Genomic DNA, 15,441 nt, shown 5'->3' on the forward strand with positions numbered 1-15,441 from the left:
GTCCGGCGCGAGCCGGACGTCCGGCCGCGGCCCGACGCCGAGCTCGGCGCGTGGCTCGTGCTGGTCGCCGCCGGGACCGTGGTGCCGTGGGTCGTCACCGAGAGGTGGCTCCCGCTGACGGCGGTGCCCGGCCTCGATCCCGTGACGCTGTGGGACGCCACCTGGCCCGTACTCCTCGGCCTGGCGATCGCCGCGCTGGCGGTGCTGCTCGCCCACCGTGCTCTCCTGCCCGGGTGGGCGCGCCGCGCGGACGGCCGGGCCGTCCCTCCCGGCGACATCGTCGTGCCGGAGGAACGCCTCGCCCGCGCTGTCGGCTCCGTGTCCCGCTCGGCGGTCGCCTCCGTTCGCGACCTGCGGGCCCGGGCGGACAGAGACCTCGCGCGTGTCATCCCGTCGGCCGCGGCGAGCCGCGCCTTCGACACCCTCGAGTCCGGCCTGACGTCCCGGGCGGGCAGCGGTGCCGTGGTGGTGCTGTTCGGTCTCGTGTTGGTCCTGGCCGGGGTGGTGTCATGACCCGTCTCGCGTCCACGATCGGCCGTTTCCTCGGGCTCCTCCTGCTGTGGTGGATCCTAGCCGGCGGGGATCCCGCTTACTGGTACTACGGCCTGGCCGCGGCTGCCGTGGCCACCGCCCTGAGCCTGCGTGTCCTGCCCCCGGGCCGGCGCGACAGTGCGCATCGGGCGCGGCCGTGGGAGATCCCGGGGCTGATCGTGTGGTTCGTCTGGTCGGCGATCCGCGGTGGTATCGACGTCGCGCACCGCGCGTTCTCGCCCACGCTGCCCATCGCACCGCATGTCATCCGCGTCCCGATCGGGGTTCGCCACCCGGGGGGCCGGCGTCTGGCCCTGTGGCTGGTCAACCTCATGCCGGGTTCGCTGGTCGTGGACGAGAAAGACGAGTGGGCGGACCTGCACGTCCTGTCCGCCGACCTCGACACCGAGGGGTCGTGGCGGGAGCTCACCAGGCGGATCTCCCGGATCGTCGGCGGCTGACCCGCACTCCGTCCGCTCGCGCCGCACACCCGGTAGAGCGACGGGCTGCCACCGACGCTCTACATCACGCCGCCGAATCCCGACGAGGGCATGCGCCCGCCGCTGCACGGTGGGCACCAGAGCGAGGTGCTGTTCTACCGCGACCTCGCGGGTCTGCACGGGACGCGCTGGCGGTGGCCAGGTCCGGCTGACACCGGGCGCCGCCGGGGTGTGAGCCCACCTCGTCGTCGTCCCCGGCCGAAATGACGAAATCCGCTACCCCGCCGCGGGATCCGCTACCCGTGTGAGGGGCGCGGATCCGTAGGCGGAGTAGCGGATCTCGTGGGCGGGAGGGTCAGGCCGAGCCGATCAGACCGACTGGGCCTGCCACATCCAGTGCAACTGCTCGAGCCGGGCGCTGATGCCGATGAGCAGGTCCTCGGTCACCGGGTCGTCGCCGACCTTGCCGATGTTGGACCGCAGGCGCTTGATGGCCGCCTCGAGGGCCTCGGTCATGACCAGCACGACCTTGTCGTCCGAGGTGAACTCGGCCGAGACCTCGTCCAGCGCGCTGTTGGCCGCGACCGTCGCGGAGCGGCCGTCCGGGCTGACGCCGACGGCGGTGGCCCGCTCGGCGACCTCGTCGACGAAGGCGCGGGCGTCCGTCACGACCTCGTCGAGCGCGAGGTGGATGCTCCGGAAGCGCGGGCCGACGACGGACCAGTGCGCCTGCTTGGCGACGAGCGACAGGTCGATCAGGTCGACCAGCGACTCCTGCAGGGCGTTCGTCACCGCCTCCTGAGCCTCGGCGGGGACGAACGAGGTGAACAGACCATTCGAATCAGCAGCCATCATGGCTCCCTTCTGACCCGGTTTCTCCGGGTCGTGGAAGTGAATCGGATCGTGCACTGGACGTTCCCAGTATGCCCGTTCTGTTGACTGCCGTCAGTCCTGCAGCCGGTGGTTGCCGCGCGGGCCGGCCTCGACGCCGGCCTTGACGGCCTGGCACAGGCCCTCGTCGACAGCGGCCCAGTAGGCGTAGACGCGCTCGAGCAGCTCGGTCTCGTCCGGGTGGATCGCGGACACGTGGCCGGCGATGTTGGCCGCCAGGCGCTCGCGCTCCTCGTCGTTCATCACCTCGCGGTACAGGATCGTCGCCTGGACCTGGTCCGTGTCATCGGCATGGGGGGTGAGGTCACCGCGGAAGATCTCGGTGCCCTCGGCGTCCCAGGCGCCGAGGTCGTAGGCCTTGGCCGGATCGGCCGCCGGCCCGCCGAGCGAGTTGGGGTGGTACTCGGCCTGCGCGGGGTGCGGGAACTCGAACTGCATGGCGCCCTCCTTGGAGTAGGAGTTCACCTCCGAGAGCGGCCGGTTGACCGGGACCTGCTGGTAGTTGGCACCGATGCGGTAGCGCTGGATGTCCGGGTAGGCGAAGACGCGACCGAGCAGCATCTTGTCGGGCGAGAAGCCGATGCCCTTGACGATGTTGGTCGGCGCGAACGCGGCCTGCTCGATCTGCGCGTGGTGGTTCTGCGGGTTGCGGTTCAGCGTCATGGTGCCGACCTTGCGCAGCGGGTAGTCGCGCTGCGACCACGTCTTGGTCAGGTCGAACGGGTTGTACCGGTAGGTGGCCGCGTCGGCGACCGGCATGACCTGGACGTGCAGGTCCCAGGACGGGTAGTCACCGTTCTTGATGGCCTCGTAGAGGTCCTCACGGTGGTAGTCGGCGTTCTCGCCGGCCAACTTGTCGGCCTCGGCCTGGGTGAGGTTCTTGATGCCCTGGTTGGTCTTGAAGTGGAACTTGACCCAGTGGCGCACGCCCTCGGCGTTGATGAACTGGTAGGTGTGCGAGCCGAAGCCGTCCATGTGACGCCAGGTGGCGGGGATGCCGCGGTCGCCCATGAGCCAGGTGACCTGGTGCGTGGACTCGGGGCTCAGGGTCCAGAAGTCCCACTGCATGGCGTGGTTGCGCAGGCCCGAGGCGTTCTTCCGGCGCTGCGAGTGGATGAAGTCCGGGAACTTGATGGCGTCGCGGATGAAGAAGATCGGGGTGTTGTTGCCGACGAGGTCGTAGTTGCCCTCCTCGGTGTAGAACTTCAGGGCGAAGCCACGCGGGTCGCGCCAGGTGTCCGGGCTGCCCTTCTCACCGGCGACGGTGGAGAAGCGGGCCAGCATCGGCGTCTTGACGCCCTTCTGGAACAGGCCGGCGCAGGTGATGTCCGAGACGTCCTCGGTGGTCTCGAAGACGCCGAACGCGCCCGAGCCCTTGGCGTGGGGCAGACGCTCCGGGATGTTCTCGCGGTTGAAGTGGGCGAGCTTCTCGATGAGGTAGAAGTCGTGCAGCGCCTGCGGGCCGCTCTTGCCGACCTGGGCGCTGAACTCGTCGCTGGGGACGGGCTGGCCGCTGTCGGTGGTGGTGTGCGAGCCGGGCTGGAAGTCGCGAACGCCGCGGTCGGCGGGGTGAACGGTCACGTCGTGATGCTCCTCGGATGAGTGGTGTGGAGTGGATGTGATCTGGGTCTCAGTCTTAGACGAGCGCGGACTGCTTCGCCCGACATTCGGGACACGTGCCCCAGTAGTTGACCTCTGCTTCGTCGATCCGGAAGCCGTGGTCACTGTCGGCGGAGAGGCAGGGTGCGTGCCCGACCGCGCATTCGACGTCCTCGATGCGCCCGCAGTGCCGGCACACGAGGTGGTGGTGGTTGTCCCCTGTGCGTCGCTCGTACCGCGCCGGCGAGCCGGCGGGTTCGATACGGCGCATGAGACCGACCTCGGTGCACACCCGCAGCGCGTCGTAGACGGTCTGCGTGGACACCGCGCCCAGTCGTTCCCGGACGAGGGAGGCGACGTCCTCCGCCGCGATATGGGGACGACCGGCGACGACGTCGAGGACCGCAAGACGCGGCGAGGTGACCCTCAATCCGGCTTGTCGGAGCAGTGCTCCCTGTTCCTCTGCTGTCGTCATGGCACTCACCATAGCCCACTTTCTGGAACTAGTCCAGAAACAGAACTCCTCCCTTAAGTGAGGTCCTCTTATCGAACGACCGATGGGGGCCGGGCGGCCCCGGGCCGGGCGGCCAGACGAGTGGGCCGGAGCCGGGTGGCGGACGACTAGGCTGACGGGTGACCCGAGAACGCGCAGGAGGACGCCATGACGGAGACCGCCACCGGACCGATCGTGTGCGGCTACGACGGCTCGCAGGACTCCCGTCGAGCCGTGACCTGGGCCGCCGCCCGGGCCCGCGAGCTGGGCACACCGCTCGAGGTGATCTCGGCCGACCGCGCCGTCGGTCGCGTGGTCGCCTTCGACGACACCGCCCGCGCGAACGTCGAGGGCGCGATGCGCGACCAGCTCGCCGATCTCGTCGCCGAGGTCCCCACCACGTACCGGGTGATCGCCGACAGCCCAGTCGGGGCACTGGTCGAGGCCGGCCGCAACGCGTCGGCGATCGTCGTGGGGAGCCGCGGACTCACCGTGCGTGAGGACTTCGCGATGGGCTCCACGTCCGCCGGGGTCGTCGAGCACGCGACCTGCCCGGTCATCGTCATCACGCCGCACACTCCCGCTGACCCCACCGGGGGCCCGGTCGTGCTGGCCGCCGACGGCTCGGAGGCCAGCAGCGCCGCCGTGGCATACGCGTTCTCCGAGGCCGAGCGCCGCGGGACCGGGCTCCGGGCGATCCACTCTGTCGAGGTGCCCCGGCTGCCGGGGGCCTCGCTGTTCGACCTCGACCGGTTGGCCGAGAGCGTGATCGCCGAGGACGAGAAGGAGGTCCTCGACTCGCTCGCCCCGCACGAGGCCCGCCATCCCGGTGTGAAGGTCGAGCTCATCCTCGTCGTCGGCGAGCCCGCCGTCACGATCGCTGACGAAGCTGCGGGCGCGACGTTGCTGGTCACCGGTTCGCGGGGCCACGGCGGCTTCGCCGGCCTGCTGCTGGGATCGGTCAGTCGGCGCCTGCTGCAGACGGCGCCGTGCCCGGTCGCGGTCGTCCGCCCCACCGCCTGACCCTGCGCGCATCCGACCCCACATCCTCCGCGACGTCGGGTCCGGCTGGTCCTGCACGGGATCGCAGCTCAGGCCGGGCCGATGCGCAGCATGCGGGTGAGCGTGGGCTGCCACATGATGCCCGGGGCGTCGCCGCGGGAGGCGATCGTGCCGGTCAGCTCCATCGGCTCGTCGAAGGGGGCGTGGCCGACGAAGGTCCGGGCGACCTCGCGGCCGGTCTCCACATCCGTCGAGGTGACATCGACCGGGCCGACCTTCTGCGCGAGCCCCTGATCGAGCGGCAGCCCCGCCGAGCCGGCCGGGCCGAGCGCGTCCGGTCCCCCGTCGCGTCGCGGGCCGTACGCCAGCGCGTGGATGAGCCCGTCACCCGTCGTCAGCTTGGGTAGGGACGCCGTCCGGGCGGTCGAAGTCCACGAGCGCGAGCAGCTCGGGCCCGGGTCCCCCGGCACGTCGGGCCGCACGTCGATCCGGGTCATCCCGCCCGCGTACGGCGCCGACGCCGGCGCCGCGGGGCCGTCCACGGCGAACGGCGGGTACTCGAAGCCGTACGTGTTGACCAGCACCAACGCGTTTCCGACCGCGATGATCGAGTTCTCCGTGGCGGCGGACCCGTCGATGAGCACCCCGTCGTCGGCGGCGGAGTCGGGCCGAAGCGTGGTGGCGAACGCGGGCATCCGGCAGACCTCGGCCCCGTCCTCCCGGCGCAGGACGATCAGGTCCGCGTGCTCGGCGTCGTCGGTGATCGCCACCAGCGAGTCATCGGGCCCGAAGTAAGTGGGCGTCGTCCCCGACCCGTGGGCCAGCAGGCCAGGTTTCCGCGCGGGCCCCACCTCGTAGCCGTGCCGCCAGCGCACGGTCGGCGTCCCGTCGTCCGAGCTGTCGACCTCGTAGAGCGCGCGGGTGGTGATCACCGACGCGCCTCCCGGCCGAACGGTCAGGCCGTTGGAAATCTTTTCCCCTGCGGGCAGGGCGAGGTAGCGGAGCTCGTCGTCGTCGACACCGGCACTGTCCTCCCCGCCGACCGCCGCCAGGCCGCCGGCGTCACCACCACCACTCGCGCCGCCGGGCCGCACGGTTCCCACCACCCCGCCGGACGTCGCGAACCACACGCGGCCGTCGAAGGCGGGCATGAGGCCGGTGATCGCGTCCCCGTCGGGGACGGCCGGGGCGAGGTCGGCCAGGACGTCGACCGTCATGCGCCAGGAGCCGTCCGGCGCGCGATGATGCCCGACGGCGAGGAGTTTGCGGTCCCCGTCCGCGACCACCACCCGGTCCTGCGCGTCGAGGTACCCGTAGACCCCGCCGAGCAGCGCGCCCTTGGTCAGTTGCACTTCCGCCAGCACCGCCGCGGTCTCCGGATGGAAGAGCTTGACCGTCGGCGCGAGCGGGGTGGGCGGGTTGAGTCCCAGGTAGGCGGTGCACAGGGCGACCGGCATGCCGTCGGAACCGACGAACACGGTGGAGCAGGTCGCTCCGGTGAGGCCAGAGGCGATCGCGGGGTGCGTGCCGGGGCCGCGGCCGGGCAGCGTGTCGGTCGACGCCGCGTCGCCGTGGACGGTGGCTGTGCCGGCGGGGCCGAGGCCGGGCGGGGAGGCCTGCTGAGCGTTGGCCGCAGAGGGCAGCGCTGCGCTGATGCCCGCGGCGACCACCGCGGAAGAGAGGAATGCTGCGAGAGTCCGGGGCGACGCGTCCATGCCGAGATTCCACCACTCGGGATGGTCCCGGCGCTGCGAGTTGGCTCGCCCGATTTTGCTCCCCCGATTTGGACGTAACCATGGCGGTAAATCGGGCCGGACGCCGCGATGGCTACGTCCATTTCCGCCATGAGTACGACCATTCGGGTGCGGGGGCCTGAAGAGTCGTCGTGAGACGATCTCACCAGCGGTGGACGATGCGAAAGCAGACGCTGGGCGGGCGCGCGCGCCAACTCCGATCCGACGCGGGCGTCGGATCGGGCAATGATGAGATGGTGGGCAGACGCGTGCCCGGGCACCCACGGGCCGCGCAGGCCACACGGACGACGGGAGGATCGATGAGCGCACGCACCGGCCGGCTCGGCGCCACCCGGATCGGCGGCGAGCTGCTGCTCACGGTGGGCGCGGTACTGCTGCTCTTCCTGTTCTACGAGGCGTTCTGGAGCAATCTCGACTCGCGCCGCCTGCAGAACGAGGCGGCCGCCGGACTCGAACAGCGGTGGGACGACGCCCCTGCACATGCCGTCGCGAGCGAGCCGGTGCCGCCGGCCGTTCCGGCCCCGGGCGAGGCGTTCGCGCGCATCCATCTGCCCACGCTCGGCGACGACGCGGTCTACGCGGTTGTCGAGGGCGTCCGCGCCGAGGACCTGCGCACGGGGCCGGGCCACTATCCCGGGACCCAGATGCCGGGCGAGGCGGGCAACGCGGCGCTGGCCGGTCACCGTAACGGGTCCGGCGCCGTCTTCGAGCACCTCGACCGGCTGGCCTCGTGCGATGCGATCGTCATCGAGACCGCCACGCAGTGGCTGACGTACCGACTCCTGCCGATGCAGACCGACGGCGCCGAACGCCTTGCCGCTGCGCAGGACTGCCTCACGCCGGAGCAGTCGGAGCGGATCGCGACCGGCGACTACGCCGACGTCCGGGGCGCGCACATCACCACACCGGAGGCGGTGGAGGTGATCGCGCCCGTGCCCGGGGCAGCCAGCGGCGCCGACGGGGCAGCGCTCGAGCGGCTGCTCACCCTGACCACCTGCCACCCGATGTACTCCAACGCCGAGAGGCTGATCGTGCACGCCGTGCTCACCGAGACCACCGCCAAGGCCGACGGCCGCCCCGCCGCGTTGGAGGACTGACCGATGTATGCCTACCTGTGGCGATCCCTGCCCGGCCCGCGGCCGGTGAAGGCGCTGATCGCGCTGGCCCTGCTGGTGGCGGTCCTCCTGCTGCTCATGGAAGTGGTGTTCCCGTGGGTTTCACAGCAGCTGCCGCACAACGACGTGACGGTATAGGCGCAACTCGCCGGGCACGCCGCCGGGCGATCAGAGGTGGACGGTGACGTCCGCGTCAGCGCGCAGCTTCTGCGACAGCTCCTCCATGGCGCCGGCCTCCTTCTGGACCCGCACCTGCTCGGAGACCTCGCCGCGCACCTGCTCCAGCGGCGGCAGTCCGCCACCACCGGCCGCACCGCCACCACCGGCCGCACCACCGCCGCCGGCCATCGCCTGCTGCTGGCCGATCTGCTCGTAGGCGGCCTCGATCTCCTCGTCGGTCACCTCGAACTCGCCGAACTCGGACGTGATGAGCTTCTCGACACGCAGCTGCTTGTCGATCTGCTCCATCACCGCGTCGCGGTCGAGGCCCTGCTCCCCCATCGCCGCGATGAACTCGTCGGGGCTGACCTGGTTGGTCTCGGCGAACTCCTCGAGCTCCGCTTGGATCTCCTCGTCGGAGACCTCGATGCCCCGCTTCTCGGCCTCCTGGGTCATCAGCTCGGTGCCGACCAGACCGTCGGTGGTCAGCTTCTTGAGCTGTGCCTCGTCGACGGGCTGGCCCGTCATCTGCGCCTGCATGCTCATCTGCTTGTACTGGTTCTCGAACACGGACAGGAACTCGTCGCGCGAGATCTCGGTGCCGTTCACCTCGGCCACCGGGTCCGGGATGTCCGACGTATCGGGCCCGGAGGGCGACTCCTCGCCGCCCTGTTCCGGCCCGGCCGCCTGTCCGGACTGCTCGGCCGCTGCGGGCGCGGCCGTGGCGCCGCCCTCGTCGTCGTCGCCCCCGGCGCCGCACCCCGCGACCACCAGTGCGGCTCCCGCGGCGGCGAGGGCCGCCCTCCATGTCCTCGAGCGCACTCGATCTCCTCACGTTGTTCGTGTGCGTGAAGACGCCGACGCGGCTGCGCCTGACGCCCTGCCTCCGCGACACCCTGCCTCCGCGCGGATGGGCGGTTCAAGCGGAGAGAATCGACCCACCCCCTCCGGCCGGGTGGCCGCGGGGCTGATCCGACCACGTGTGGTGATCATCTCAACGCGTGAACGGCGAGAAAACGCTCATCCGTACCCCGCCGGCCCGGGCACCGCGCGCCGGGTCAGGGCCGCAATCCGTGGACCCGGCGGGCCGCGTTCGGCGCTCTTGGACGATCGTTTAGATGACGGAGCGACACTCGTCGTGCCGACCTGGCCTTTTCGCGATCCGGCCCCCGGACCGGCGGGGGTGGATTCTCGCGTGGCCGCCGGGACGTGACCTTATTCTCAGGTCGTGGCAACCCCTCCGCCACCCTCACATCCCCCATATCCCCTCAGGATCCCCTCATGAGAACTATCGCCCGGCTCCGCATACGCGCTGTCGTCATCGCCGCCGCCACATTCACCGTCCTGACCGCCCCGGTCACCGCCGCCCAGTCTCTCGAATTCACCATGGCCACGCCGGCGCCCTGCGAGTCCGCGACCCCCGCGGAGCTCGAGCAGGTGATCGAGGACGTCCACGAACACACCAACCGCGAGCGCGCGGCCGCGAAGGTGGCCCCCGTCAAGCGGCTCGAGAGCCTGGACGGGATCGCCCAGACCTGGAGCGAACAGATGGCCACCGAGGACCGGATGTACCACAACCCCGGAATCCGCGCCCAGGTCACCGCGGCCTACCCCGGACAGTGGCGCAGCTATGGCGAGAACGTGCTGCAGAACTGGTGCGGCGCCAGTGGCGAGACCCTGGTGCGTCAGTGGATGAACTCGACCCCGCACCGCGTCAACCTTCTCAATCCCGCCCACACGCACCTCGGCGTGGGCGCGGACGTGGCCGACAGCCGGAAGCTGTACTCCACGCAGAACTTCGTCAGTTTGCGCTGACCCACCGGCCCGTGCGGCCGCACTCTCGGCGACGCCCCTGCTCTGACGCGGGGGCGTCGCCGTCGTCGTCAGCCGGCTATGCGCCGGAGTCCCGCTGGCGTCGCGGCGAGGCCCCGTTCACGAATCGCATACCTGTAACGCGTGTGACTAGAGTGGCGATAGTTGCAGGAGTGACTGAGCCGCGGCCTCGCCGCCCAGTCCACTTCGCCCACGCAATCCCGGCGCGAGCCGGGGACCGAGGAAAGGACCATCGCGTGCGTCACCACTTCCGCTCCGCTGTCACCACGGGCGCCGCAGCCCTCCTGCTCGTCTCCGGCGCGGGCACCGCGGCCGCCCAGGGATCACTGGAATTCGCCCTGCCGTTCGACCTGGCGATCCCCGGCCTGTCGTCGCTCGCCCCGGCCGACGCCCAGCCCGGCGGCGCCGCGGCAGCCGATCCCGCCACCGCCGATCTCCTACCGGAGGAGGTACGGCTGATGGCGTTCGAGGGCAGCGTGGTCGCAGCGGTTAACGACGCCCGTCTCGTGGTGGGCGCGAACCGACTGGTCACCGACCCGGCACTGGAGGCATCGGCCCGTGAGCGCGCAGCCGAACTCGCCGCGGGCGATCCGGCCACGGGCGACGCCCCCGTCCCCGCCGACGCCCGGGCGGGTGAGGACGACGACTCGGAGGCGGCCCCCGCGGGCGAGGGGTCCGGCGACCGCACCGTGCTGACTCTGCCCGCCGGCGCGACGCCGCAGAACACTCTGTCCGCACTGCTCACCGACACCGGGATGCGGGAGCGCATGCTCGACGGCGAGTTCACGCGGGTCGGCGTAGGAGTGGTCACCGCGGAGGACGGAACCGTGCACGTGGTCCAGGACTTCGCCCGCGACTGACACGAACACCCGTCCAGCGGGGGTGCGCTCGCCCCCGGCGGAGTGCAGGTCAGGCTGGTCACGGGGTGATGACGGCTGGCTTAGGGCACCGGTCGGCCCTACCGTCTCGGCTGGCGATCCGGCCGTCGGGTCGCAGCACACGAAAGGTACCCACCCTCGTGACCCGAGCCCTCCACCATCTGCGCCGCGGCCTGATCCTGGTCGCCGCGGCGTCCGCCACCGTCGCCCTCGGCGCCGGACCCCAGGCGTCGGCTCAGGCGCCCCAGATCCAGTTGCCGCAGATCCACCTGCCCGGCCTGACGATCGGATTCGCCGCTCCTGCGCCCGCCGGGGGTGCGCCCACCCTGGATCCCGCCTCCGCCGAGTACCGCGCCCAGCTCGAGAACGCCACCAATGCCGCTCGCAGCGCGCACGGTCTCGCCCCGCTCCAGAGCCACGGCGGGTTGACGGACGTGGCGGTCCGCTGGAGCGGCACGCAGGCCGCTCAGAACCGCATGTTCCACAACCCGCACGTGCGCGACGAGATCCCCGGCGGCTGGCGCCACTTCGGCGAGAACGTGCTGCAGAACTATGCGCACGCCACGCCGCAGCAGCTGGTGGACCAATGGATGAACTCCCCCAGCCACCGCGCGAACCTTCTCAACCCGGGCCACACCTCGATGGGCATGGGCGCCGCCGTGGCCGCGGACGGCAAGCTCTACGCCACCCAGGTGTTCGCCCGCTACTGATCCGGCCGGCGGCGCGACGGCGCCGGCCCACCCGTGGCGCGCTGCGGCAAGCGTCAGGCGGGCACGCCCGCGAGCAGCGCGTCCAGGCCCTGCTCGAACCGCGCCTCGAACTCGACCGGCGGCGTCGCGGGGTCGGCGACGGTGAGGTTGTGGTGCGTCTGCTCCTCCAGGCTCAGGCCCACCACGTAGGAGGTCAGAGCCGTCGTCAGGCCCGCGGCCCGACCCTCCAGGCCGTGGCGGACGCAGGTGGCCTCGACCGCGCCGGCGACCGGGTTCACCGCACCGGCCGCGAGGCCGAGTGCGACGATCTCCGCGCCGTCCGGCACGCCCCTGACCGCCGCCCGTAGAACCGCACCCACCTCCCGCAGCTCGGCGGCCGCAGACGCACCCGAGCCCACCGAGCCCATGGCCGCGAGAATCCGCTCGGCGACCGCGGTGAGCAGCGCCTGCTTGGACGGCACGTGCCAGTACAGCGCGCTCGGCTGGACGCCCAACCGCGTCGCCAACGTGCGCATCGACATCCCGGGCAGCCCGGACTCGCGGAGCAGGTCGAGCGCGGTGTCGACGACCGTTGTCGTTGTCAGGGCCACGATCGACGATCCTACCGCGCGACCCCGATCCTCCTGAACGCTGTACAAGACTAAGACGCTCGGCTAGCTTGAACACCGTTCAATGAACGGCGTTCAGGAGGAAGCCATGCCCGTCACCACCCCCCGCTGGCACGAGCTCGCGGACCACGTCCTCGCCGGCGGAGTCGTCACCGCGGCGGACGCCCTGGCAGTCCTCGACTCGCCGGACTCCGAGCTCATGGAGGTCGTGGCCGCGGCGTCCCGGCTGCGGTTCGAGCACTTCGGCAACAAGGTCAAGGTCAACTACCTGGTCAACCTCAAGTCCGGCCTGTGCCCGGAGGACTGCTTCTACTGCTCGCAGCGTCTCAACTCCACGGCCGGCATCCTGCGCTACACGTGGCTGAACACCGACGAGGCCGTCACCGCCGCCAAGGCGGGCATCGCGGCCGGCGCCTCGCGCGTGTGCCTGGTCGCCAGCGGCACCGGCCCCAGCAACCGCGAGGTCGGCAAGGTCACCGACATCATCGAGGCCATCAAGTCCGACACCCCGGGCGTCGAGGTGTGCGCCTGCCTGGGCGCACTGAAGGACGGCCAGGCCGAGAAGCTGTGCGCGAGCGGCGCCGACGCCTACAACCACAACCTCAACACGGCCGAGAGCCATTACGAGGACATCTGCACCACCCACACCTACGCCGACCGCGAGCACACCGTCGCCCAGGCGCACGGCGCGGGCCTGTCGGCGTGCTCGGGCTTCATCGCCGGCATGGGCGAGACCCCCGAACAGCTCGTGGAGCTGGCCTTCGACCTGCGGGCGAAGGAGGTCGACTCGATCCCGGTGAACTTCCTCCTGCCCTTCGACGGCACCCCGCTCGAGGGCGTCGACACGCTCAACCCGCGCGACTGCCTGCGCATCCTCGCCATGGTCCGCTTCGTCGCCCCCGACACCGAGATCCGCGTGGCCGCCGGACGTGAGCGACACCTGGGCCATCTGCAGGGCATCGCCCTGTACGTGGCGAACTCGCTGTTCCTGGGCGACTACCTGACGAGCGAGGGCCAGCCCGGCGCCCAGGACCTGCAGATGATCGCCGACGCCGGTCTCGAGGTCCTGCGGATGGCACCGCCGGAGCACGCCGGCGAGCAGGGCGATCCCGCGGCCGCGGCTCCCGGGAGGCGGGACGGGAAGGTGGCCATCCGCACGCGCGGAGCCGGCACGAGCGAGCCCGCGAACGCCTGACATGTCGGCCTCGGTCCACCTCCCCCGCACGGACGACCTCGTCGTCGTCGGCACTCCGTCCGCCCTCCTCGCCGCCGACGCCGCGCAGGCGCGCACCGCCGCCCTTCTCGCCGCCGACGCCGAGCACGTGTGGCACCCCTATGGCGGGTTCCCCGCGAGCACCGAGCCCCTGCCGGTGGTCTCGGCGGAGGGCGTCCGGCTGCGGCTGGCCGACGGGCGCGAGCTCATCGACGGCATGAGCTCGTGGTGGGCGGCGATCCACGGTTACCGGCACCCGCACCTCGACGCGGCCGCGCACCGGCAGATCGACACGATGAGCCACGTGATGTTCGGCGGGCTCACGCACGAGCCGGCGGTCGAGCTCGCCGTGCGGCTGGCCCGCCTCGCGCCCGGCGCGCTGAACAAGGTCTTCCTCGCCGACTCGGGCTCTGTGTCCGTAGAGGTCGCGGCGAAGATGGCGATCCAATACCAGCGCTCGCTCGGCCGCCCCGAGCGAACGCGGCTGGCCACGTGGCGCGGCGGCTACCACGGCGACACCCTCGCGCCGATGAGTGTCTGTGATCCTCACGGCGGCATGCACGCGATGTGGCGCGGCGTCGTGGCCGAGCAGGTCTTCGCGCCCGCACCGCCCGCCCACTACGAGGCGGCGTACGTCGCCGAGCTCGAGCGGGTGATCCGCGATCACGCCGACGAGCTGGCGGGGATCATCGTGGAGCCGGTCGTCCAAGGCGCCGGCGGGATGCGCTTCCACCACCCCGACTACCTGCGCGACCTGCGGCGGCTCGCCGACGAAACGGGCGCGCTGCTCATCTTTGACGAGATCGCCACCGGCTTCGGCCGCACCGGCGAGCTGTGGGCGGCCGACCACGCGGGCGTCGCGCCGGACGTGATGTGCGTGGGCAAGGCGCTGACCGGCGGCTATCTCACCCTCGCCGCGACGCTGACCACCGACCACGTGGCCGAGGTCATCAGCGCCGGTGAGGCGGGCGGCCTGGCGCACGGGCCCACGTTCATGGGTAACCCGCTGGCGTGCGCGGTGGCGTGCGCGTCGCTGGATCTGGTGGCCGGCGACGGGTGGCGGCGCGACGTGCCACGCATCGAGGCGCGCCTGCGCCACGGGCTGGCGCCCGCGCTCGACGTGCCCGGTGTGGTGGACGTGCGGGTACTCGGGGCGATCGGGGTGATCCAGCTGGCCGAGCCGGTGGAGATGACGACGACGACAACGGCGATCACCTCGCACGGCGTGTGGCTACGCCCCTTTCGGGATCTCATCTACACGATGCCCCCGTACACCTCTACGGATGACGAGATCGATCGGATCTGTGCGGCGGCGGCTTCTGGGGCGAGAGCAGCGGCCGGGGCTGCAGCGGCGGGGGCGGGCCGATGACCATGCAGACATCTCATGCCCTGGACTGGCTCGACGACGCCGCCGCCGACCGGGCCGCCCGGCATGTGCGGCGGGTGCTGTCCCCACGCGCGGCCGATGACGGCGTGATCGACCTCGCCTCCAACGACTACCTCGGACTGGGGCGGCACCCCGAGGTCGTGGACGCCGCCGTGGCAGCGACGCGCCGCTGGGGCGCGGGCGCGTCGGGATCGAGGCTGGTCACCGGCACGACCGAGGAGCATCTCGCATTGGAGGCCGAGCTCGCCGAGTTCTGCGGCAAGCCTGCGGCGCTGGTCTTCTCCTCCGGGTACACCGCCAACCTCGGGGCCGTGGTGGCGCTGTCCGGGCGGGGATCGCTCATCGTCTCCGACGGCGGCTCGCACGCGTCGTTGGTGGACGCGTGCCGACTGTCGAGGGCGCGTGTCGTCGTCGTCGACCGGGGTGACGTCGGCGCGGTGGCCCGGGCCCTGGCCGAGCGCACCGAGGAGCGCGCACTGGTCGTCACCGACTCGGTGTACAGCGCCGACGGCGAGCTGGCTCCCCTGCTCGCACTGCACGGCGCCTCCCGCGCGCACGGCGCGGCCCTGCTGGTCGACGAGGCCCACGGCCTCGGCGTGCGCGGCGACCGCGGGCGCGGGCTCGTGAACGAACTGGGCTTGAGCAGGCACGAGGACGTGGTGGTCACGGCGACGCTGTCCAAGGCGCTCGGGTCCCAGGGCGGGGTGGTCCTGGCGTCCGAGCGGGTGCGCGAGCACCTCATCAGCAGCGCGCGCACCTTCATCTTCGACACCGGCCTCGCCCCCGCCGCGGTGGGCGCGGCCCGCGCGGCGCTCGGCGTCCTGCGCC

The 15,441-nt window shown here is 71.7% G+C and carries 16 protein-coding genes and 1 pseudogene; 11 read left to right on the forward strand and 6 right to left on the reverse strand.

Annotated features, from left to right (window positions below; translation table 11 throughout):
• Positions 1-513, forward strand: a pseudogene (locus tag HMPREF3086_RS13175) (formate hydrogenlyase); the annotation flags it as partial.
• Positions 510-992, forward strand: a complete 483-nt coding sequence (locus HMPREF3086_RS13180) for a Na+/H+ antiporter subunit E (RefSeq protein WP_070722319.1) — start codon at positions 510-512, stop codon at positions 990-992. The pseudogene HMPREF3086_RS13175 and the gene HMPREF3086_RS13180, both read left to right, overlap by 4 nt.
• A gap of 348 nt (positions 993-1,340) precedes the next feature.
• Here HMPREF3086_RS13180 and HMPREF3086_RS13185 read toward each other — a convergent pair whose 3' ends face one another.
• From HMPREF3086_RS13185 to HMPREF3086_RS13195, 3 genes are all read right to left on the reverse strand, one after another.
• Positions 1,341-1,826, reverse strand: a complete 486-nt coding sequence (locus HMPREF3086_RS13185; RefSeq protein ID WP_070722339.1) for a Dps family protein — start codon at positions 1,824-1,826, stop codon at positions 1,341-1,343.
• 90 nt (positions 1,827-1,916) lie between these two features.
• On the reverse strand, positions 1,917-3,443 hold the full coding sequence (locus HMPREF3086_RS13190) for a catalase (RefSeq protein ID WP_070722321.1): 1,527 nt from the start codon (positions 3,441-3,443) through the stop codon (positions 1,917-1,919).
• 55 nt (positions 3,444-3,498) lie between these two features.
• Positions 3,499-3,936 carry a Fur family transcriptional regulator gene (locus HMPREF3086_RS13195; RefSeq protein WP_061227581.1) on the reverse strand — a complete coding sequence of 146 codons (438 nt, stop codon included), beginning with the start codon at positions 3,934-3,936 and terminating at the stop codon, positions 3,499-3,501.
• Positions 3,937-4,122: 186 nt separating this feature from the next.
• On the opposite strand from HMPREF3086_RS13195, the gene HMPREF3086_RS13200 reads away from it, so the two are divergent.
• Positions 4,123-4,977 carry a universal stress protein gene (locus HMPREF3086_RS13200; protein ID WP_070722323.1) on the forward strand — a complete coding sequence of 285 codons (855 nt, stop codon included), beginning with the start codon at positions 4,123-4,125 and terminating at the stop codon, positions 4,975-4,977.
• Positions 4,978-5,045: 68 nt separating this feature from the next.
• Here the strand turns inward: HMPREF3086_RS13200 and HMPREF3086_RS13205 are convergent, their stop codons facing one another.
• Positions 5,046-6,671 (reverse strand): hypothetical protein, encoded by a 1,626-nt coding sequence (locus HMPREF3086_RS13205; RefSeq protein WP_070722325.1) that lies wholly within the window; start codon positions 6,669-6,671, stop codon positions 5,046-5,048.
• A gap of 338 nt (positions 6,672-7,009) precedes the next feature.
• On the opposite strand from HMPREF3086_RS13205, the gene HMPREF3086_RS13210 reads away from it, so the two are divergent.
• Complete coding sequence (locus HMPREF3086_RS13210) at positions 7,010-7,807, forward strand: class E sortase (RefSeq protein WP_070722328.1); 798 nt, start codon at positions 7,010-7,012, stop codon at positions 7,805-7,807.
• Between the two features lie 3 nt (positions 7,808-7,810).
• Positions 7,811-7,963, forward strand: a complete 153-nt coding sequence (locus tag HMPREF3086_RS19050) for a hypothetical protein (RefSeq protein WP_168169097.1) — start codon at positions 7,811-7,813, stop codon at positions 7,961-7,963.
• Between the two features lie 30 nt (positions 7,964-7,993).
• On the opposite strand, the gene HMPREF3086_RS13215 is transcribed toward HMPREF3086_RS19050, so the two are convergent.
• Positions 7,994-8,806: a SurA N-terminal domain-containing protein gene (locus tag HMPREF3086_RS13215; RefSeq protein WP_246830993.1), complete on the reverse strand. Its 813-nt coding sequence runs from the start codon at positions 8,804-8,806 to the stop codon at positions 7,994-7,996.
• Between the two features lie 459 nt (positions 8,807-9,265).
• On the opposite strand from HMPREF3086_RS13215, the gene HMPREF3086_RS13220 reads away from it, so the two are divergent.
• From HMPREF3086_RS13220 to HMPREF3086_RS13230, 3 genes are all read left to right on the forward strand, one after another.
• Positions 9,266-9,799 (forward strand): CAP domain-containing protein, encoded by a 534-nt coding sequence (locus tag HMPREF3086_RS13220; RefSeq protein ID WP_061914098.1) that lies wholly within the window; start codon positions 9,266-9,268, stop codon positions 9,797-9,799.
• A 254-nt stretch (positions 9,800-10,053) separates the two neighbouring features.
• Complete coding sequence (locus HMPREF3086_RS13225; RefSeq protein WP_070722333.1) at positions 10,054-10,677, forward strand: CAP domain-containing protein; 624 nt, start codon at positions 10,054-10,056, stop codon at positions 10,675-10,677.
• Between the two features lie 158 nt (positions 10,678-10,835).
• A complete protein-coding gene (locus HMPREF3086_RS13230; protein WP_061914094.1) occupies positions 10,836-11,405 on the forward strand; it encodes a CAP domain-containing protein in 570 nt (189 codons plus the stop codon).
• 53 nt (positions 11,406-11,458) lie between these two features.
• On the opposite strand, the gene HMPREF3086_RS13235 is transcribed toward HMPREF3086_RS13230, so the two are convergent.
• A complete protein-coding gene (locus tag HMPREF3086_RS13235; protein WP_070722334.1) occupies positions 11,459-11,995 on the reverse strand; it encodes a TetR family transcriptional regulator in 537 nt (178 codons plus the stop codon).
• 106 nt (positions 11,996-12,101) lie between these two features.
• Between HMPREF3086_RS13235 and bioB the strand changes: the two genes are divergently transcribed.
• From bioB to HMPREF3086_RS13250, 3 genes are all read left to right on the forward strand, one after another.
• On the forward strand, positions 12,102-13,208 hold the full coding sequence (gene bioB / locus HMPREF3086_RS13240; RefSeq protein ID WP_070722336.1) for a biotin synthase BioB: 1,107 nt from the start codon (positions 12,102-12,104) through the stop codon (positions 13,206-13,208).
• A gap of 1 nt (position 13,209) precedes the next feature.
• The gene (locus HMPREF3086_RS13245; RefSeq protein WP_070722337.1) at positions 13,210-14,595 is read left to right on the forward strand and encodes an adenosylmethionine--8-amino-7-oxononanoate transaminase; all 1,386 of its coding nucleotides are present in this window, start codon (positions 13,210-13,212) and stop codon (positions 14,593-14,595) included.
• The coding region (locus HMPREF3086_RS13250; protein ID WP_141764090.1) for an aminotransferase class I/II-fold pyridoxal phosphate-dependent enzyme at positions 14,592-15,441 on the forward strand (850 nt) is incomplete at its 3' end. The genes HMPREF3086_RS13245 and HMPREF3086_RS13250, both read left to right, overlap by 4 nt.

This window comes from Dietzia sp. HMSC21D01 (genome assembly GCF_001815995.1).
GTDB lineage: Bacteria > Actinomycetota > Actinomycetes > Mycobacteriales > Mycobacteriaceae > Dietzia > Dietzia cinnamea.

What these genes read in the sequence shown, in the direction of transcription:
- HMPREF3086_RS13180 (WP_070722319.1), top strand. Translation starts at nt 510, where the DNA reads ATGACCCGTCTCGCGTCCACGATCGGCCGTTTCCTCGGGCTCCTCCTG.
- HMPREF3086_RS13205 (WP_070722325.1), bottom strand. Translation starts at nt 6,671, where the DNA reads ATGGACGCGTCGCCCCGGACTCTCGCAGCATTCCTCTCTTCCGCGGTG.
- HMPREF3086_RS13185 (WP_070722339.1), bottom strand. Translation starts at nt 1,826, where the DNA reads ATGATGGCTGCTGATTCGAATGGTCTGTTCACCTCGTTCGTCCCCGCC.
- HMPREF3086_RS13220 (WP_061914098.1), top strand. Translation starts at nt 9,266, where the DNA reads ATGAGAACTATCGCCCGGCTCCGCATACGCGCTGTCGTCATCGCCGCC.
- HMPREF3086_RS13195 (WP_061227581.1), bottom strand. Translation starts at nt 3,936, where the DNA reads ATGACGACAGCAGAGGAACAGGGAGCACTGCTCCGACAAGCCGGATTG.
- HMPREF3086_RS13245 (WP_070722337.1), top strand. Translation starts at nt 13,210, where the DNA reads ATGTCGGCCTCGGTCCACCTCCCCCGCACGGACGACCTCGTCGTCGTC.
- bioB (WP_070722336.1), top strand. Translation starts at nt 12,102, where the DNA reads ATGCCCGTCACCACCCCCCGCTGGCACGAGCTCGCGGACCACGTCCTC.
- HMPREF3086_RS13210 (WP_070722328.1), top strand. Translation starts at nt 7,010, where the DNA reads ATGAGCGCACGCACCGGCCGGCTCGGCGCCACCCGGATCGGCGGCGAG.
- HMPREF3086_RS19050 (WP_168169097.1), top strand. Translation starts at nt 7,811, where the DNA reads ATGTATGCCTACCTGTGGCGATCCCTGCCCGGCCCGCGGCCGGTGAAG.
- HMPREF3086_RS13200 (WP_070722323.1), top strand. Translation starts at nt 4,123, where the DNA reads ATGACGGAGACCGCCACCGGACCGATCGTGTGCGGCTACGACGGCTCG.